This window comes from Maribacter sp., assembly GCF_049667165.1.
GTDB lineage: Bacteria > Bacteroidota > Bacteroidia > Flavobacteriales > Flavobacteriaceae > Maribacter_A.
The window spans coordinates 1-4,082 of sequence record NZ_JBATHS010000266.1 but is presented as its reverse complement, the minus strand read 5'-3'; the positions used below and the strand labels follow the sequence as shown (position 1 = coordinate 4,082).

General features: G+C 37.8%; 3 protein-coding genes. All 3 read right to left on the bottom strand.

Annotation, left to right across the window (positions count from 1 at the left end; all coding sequences use genetic code 11):
* Positions 1 to 2,681 (bottom strand): histidine kinase dimerization/phospho-acceptor domain-containing protein (locus tag WBM98_RS12995; protein ID WP_424366450.1); only part of this gene is annotated, 2,681 nt, incomplete at its 3' end.
* 272 nt (positions 2,682 to 2,953) lie between these two features.
* A complete protein-coding gene (locus tag WBM98_RS12990) occupies positions 2,954 to 3,181 on the bottom strand; it encodes a putative signal transducing protein (RefSeq protein WP_424366449.1) in 228 nt (75 codons plus the stop codon).
* A 291-nt stretch (positions 3,182 to 3,472) separates the two neighbouring features.
* Positions 3,473 to 4,082: sensor histidine kinase (locus WBM98_RS12985; protein ID WP_424366448.1), on the bottom strand; the 610-nt coding region annotated here is incomplete at its 5' end.

The following is a 4,082-nucleotide window of genomic DNA, read 5'->3' as shown; positions in this document are numbered from 1 at the left end:
TTGGCCAAATCCAATAGTTCATTAACTAATTGCAACAGGTTTTTACCATTACGACGGATCATTTCCAAAGATTTCTCGGCCCCTTCATAACTTTTGTTCAACACATTTGTTTTTAGGGTTTCTGCCATCCCTAAGATTACAGTCAAGGGTGTCCGGAATTCGTGGGTGATGTTCGAATAGAGTCGGGTTTTGGCCTCATTGAGTTCAACAAGCTGTTCGGTTTGGTGGTTCAAAAGTTCATTTTTTTGCCGTATTTCGAGGGTGCGTTTGTTAATCGTGGTTTCCAATGCCACATTTTTTTTCTGCAATTCCCGGGACCTCCATTTAGAATATAGGGCTACTATCCCGATCGCTCCCAACCCATAGAATACATAGGCCCACCAGCTACGATACCATGGAGGGAGAATGATAAATGAATAATTATCCTCGAACCCAAGATGATCATAAATGTTCTTAGAACGGACGATAAAATTATAATTTCCTTCAGGTAGATTCGTATAATCTTTTTTTGTTTCAAGCGTCCATGTAGACCAGGCTTTATCAAAACCATTTAATTGATATTGGTAAAGGTTTTCAGAAGGTTCTTCAAAGCTGGTTGCGGCATATTCAAATCTAAATGCGTTATCCTTGTAAGGAATTTCAATCTCCTTACTAGTTACTTTTGCCCCACCAAAAATCATAGAATCTTTTGCTATGGTTACTTTTCGAATATGGGTATTGAAATCCGATTTCTCATTGCCGGTAATACTTAAATCATGACGAATAACGCTACCACTGCCCCCATACCAAACAATATTTTTGTTTTCTGGGAAATGTGATACGCCTACGTTTTGAGTAATACGCTCATCATAATTCTTTTTTAATGAATATGACCCATCGTCATTTTTTATAGCGATGAGTCTTGATTTTCTTTCGTCTCCTCTATTTAGATCGGCGAACATCCAAACGTTCTTGTTTTTATCCTCCATCTTCAGGGAAATGCGACCATGTAAACTAAAAAGTTTTGGAATACTATCGTCTTTTAGAATACTATCTTTTTCTTTATTGTAAGAATAGACTTCATCATTAATATTGAATAACACCTTATTTCCTATCGATTTTAGGAAAAGAAAGCCCGCCGGAAGTTCTTTATTTGCTTTAAAGTGCTTTACTTTTGGATGGTAAAAATTATAAGTACTTCTTTTCGATTCAGCTTCGACTTTCCAAACTCCATCTACTTGTGATTCTAACCAAATAGTACCGTCAGAATCCTCTTTTATCGCTCTAATATCATCGTTAATGCCATTCATGGTTCCATCGTACATCCACGTTCCATTTTTGTAAACTAAAGTTGCCAAACCGTCTATTAATCCAACATAGATGCGTTTCGGGTTCTTTTTAGAACGCATGAGGGCCCCACTGGCAAGGGCATATTTTTGAACCAATTTATTTTTTGTATAAAGGAAAAGCCCGGCTCTCGTACCTACAAAAAGACTGTCTTGGAGTTCTAAAAACTGTATGGCCTGCTTTGAGATTATCTTGGTTTCCGATTTTTCAGGACCAATATTTTTAAAAACATGATTTTCTGTTTTATCCAGTTTAAGAACACCTTTGTAATTCGCCAAATAAACTTCTCCATCCTTAACATAAATATCGTTTACATATCCTTCAATACCATGTCTTTCATCAAAGATTGAAAATGGTGATACCAATTCAGCTCTTATAATTCCATTATTGGTAGCCAGCCAGACGCCATGTTGATCATCTTCAAATAAATCATGAATGGTATTGCTCTTTAAACCATTGGATTTGTTGATTTTGTTGATGATATTTCCTTTAGTGTCAATGGTAATAATTCCATCAAGTCTGGTGCCAATTGTAATTAAATCATTGCTGAGCTTTAGTATACCATAGGCCAATGTTTTGCCAATAGATTCTGAAGATTTACTATGTAAAGGTCTAACCGTTCCATTATTGGTTACAAAAACTCCTTTGTCATAGGTTAGAATCAAGAGTTCATTCTCTTTATAACCAATTATGTCAGTAAAGGCTTTTGCTTTAGTGGAAGCTAAATCAACAATAGCTACAAAGCCGCTATTTTCCAATTTTTTAACTACAAAATTCTCTACAATATAGATTTTACCTCTAATAGGTTTAGATGGCATCGAACCCTGAATTTTGTACGTAGTGAATTGTTCATTATCCCATTTGAACAAATAATCACTTGCTTTAAAATATACCGTATCGCCTATGATATTGATACGGTTAATTTCTTTAAAATCATTGATTTTTAATTTATGTTTTAAAGAAATGAATTGCATTTCACCTACATCGTCTGGTTCTAAATAGCCCAATTCATCATATCCGCCTACAAATATTTTATTTGCCTTTGTTACGCCTAATGACTTACATATTCCATAGTTGGGCAAATAAATAGTCCTCCATGAAGATCCATCATACTCAAGAACTCCTTCGTTATTTCCAACATAAATGAGTCCTTCTTTACTTTGTGTAATAGCCCAATTTTGCGAGGCACCATCATATTCCTCTGGCGGATAATTCTGAATATAGGGGAGTCCGGTCTCCGATACGTCTTGGGATTGTGCGATTTGGAAAGTCAGTAGGGCAAAAACCATCAGGGGAACCCATAGGCGATGCCGATAGGTGTGCGGAATGATATTTAAAATGAGGGTGACCTCCATTTTTCACTTCGTTTTTGGGAACATGGGCCCAGTTGAATTTGGGGGAAACACTACTTTCATCCAGGTTGGAAAATGAATGGATTGTCTGCTGCCGTAGTAACGAATTTAATAAAGCAGCTTCCCGTTACCTGAATTAAGTGTATAAAAAGCGATCATACACGTTTAATCCGTGCCGTTCTCTGTGTAATCGGTAACCAAACGATTTAATTTAATCAATAGAATTCCCCGAGGCTCTGCCCCGAGGTAGTTCATTGCAGAGCTGTCTATTGGTCCTAAGATTCTTGTGAAAAGGTCTCAACCAACACGGTCGCCTTTTCAAGTTCATCTTTATGGACGAACACATCGACCTGCCCCAACATCGAGGAGGCAAAACCTGCCAGTCGGGCCGATTCGGCCTCATCCTTGACTACGGCTTCAATACCAACCTCATGAAGCTTGCTAACCAATAATTTTGCCTTTAAGGAATCTCCGGTGAATATTTTTTTATAGTTGGAAGTCATAGGTTCTTTTTAAGTATGCGTTAATTTCCCGTGCAAAAATAGCAAAGGCCTAAAAGGGATCATCAAATTCAACCAGTGTCGATTGGACTATACTCCAATGGGTCGCTTATGAAAGTTACCGCTTTTTTTGATCAATTCATTAAGTTTTTGCTTTAAAAACATGCCATACTTCGTATCAGATGGTACCATGGTCATAAATCTGGGTTACAAAAAAATCCATAACCTAGGTTATGGATTATATATTGGAATGTTCAGACCTAATTGGCCCAATTAATTAACATGGGGGTAAGGCTATTTCGCTAGCTGTAGTTCTTCGGGGGGATGCACTAATTTTTTCAAGTTGAATATAAATTTACAACCCTCACCCTTAGCGGATTCCAAGTTAATGGTACCGCCCATTTTTTCCGTAATTCTTTTCACAGTGGCCAATCCGATGCCATTTCCCGATTCCCCGTACCGATCCGTAGGGGCCAATACCTTGAAAATCTGGAATATCTTTTGTTGTTCCTCCTCAGGAATTCCTGGGCCATTATCAACTACCGTAAAGGTATAATCCTCCTCGTGCTCAACAACGTTAATTTTAATCTCTGTGCTCTCCTTATCGTTGTATTTGATGGCATTGCTTACCAAATTGATCAAAATTTGGTCAATGGCGGTCCTGTTCGTGGTTATATGGCCCAATACTGAACTGATTTCAATGGAGACCGAATTGTCGAATGCGAACAGACCTAGAATATCTTTCCTTAGCGCTATTAAGTTGATATACGATCCTTTTTCTTTCAGGATGGAATCACTTTTGCTATAAGCCAAAAGTCCATCGACGAGGCCCTTAAGTTGACTGGCCGCTTTTTTAATAAAGCCTATCAACATTCTTCCATCATCATCCAACTGCGTGTCATAG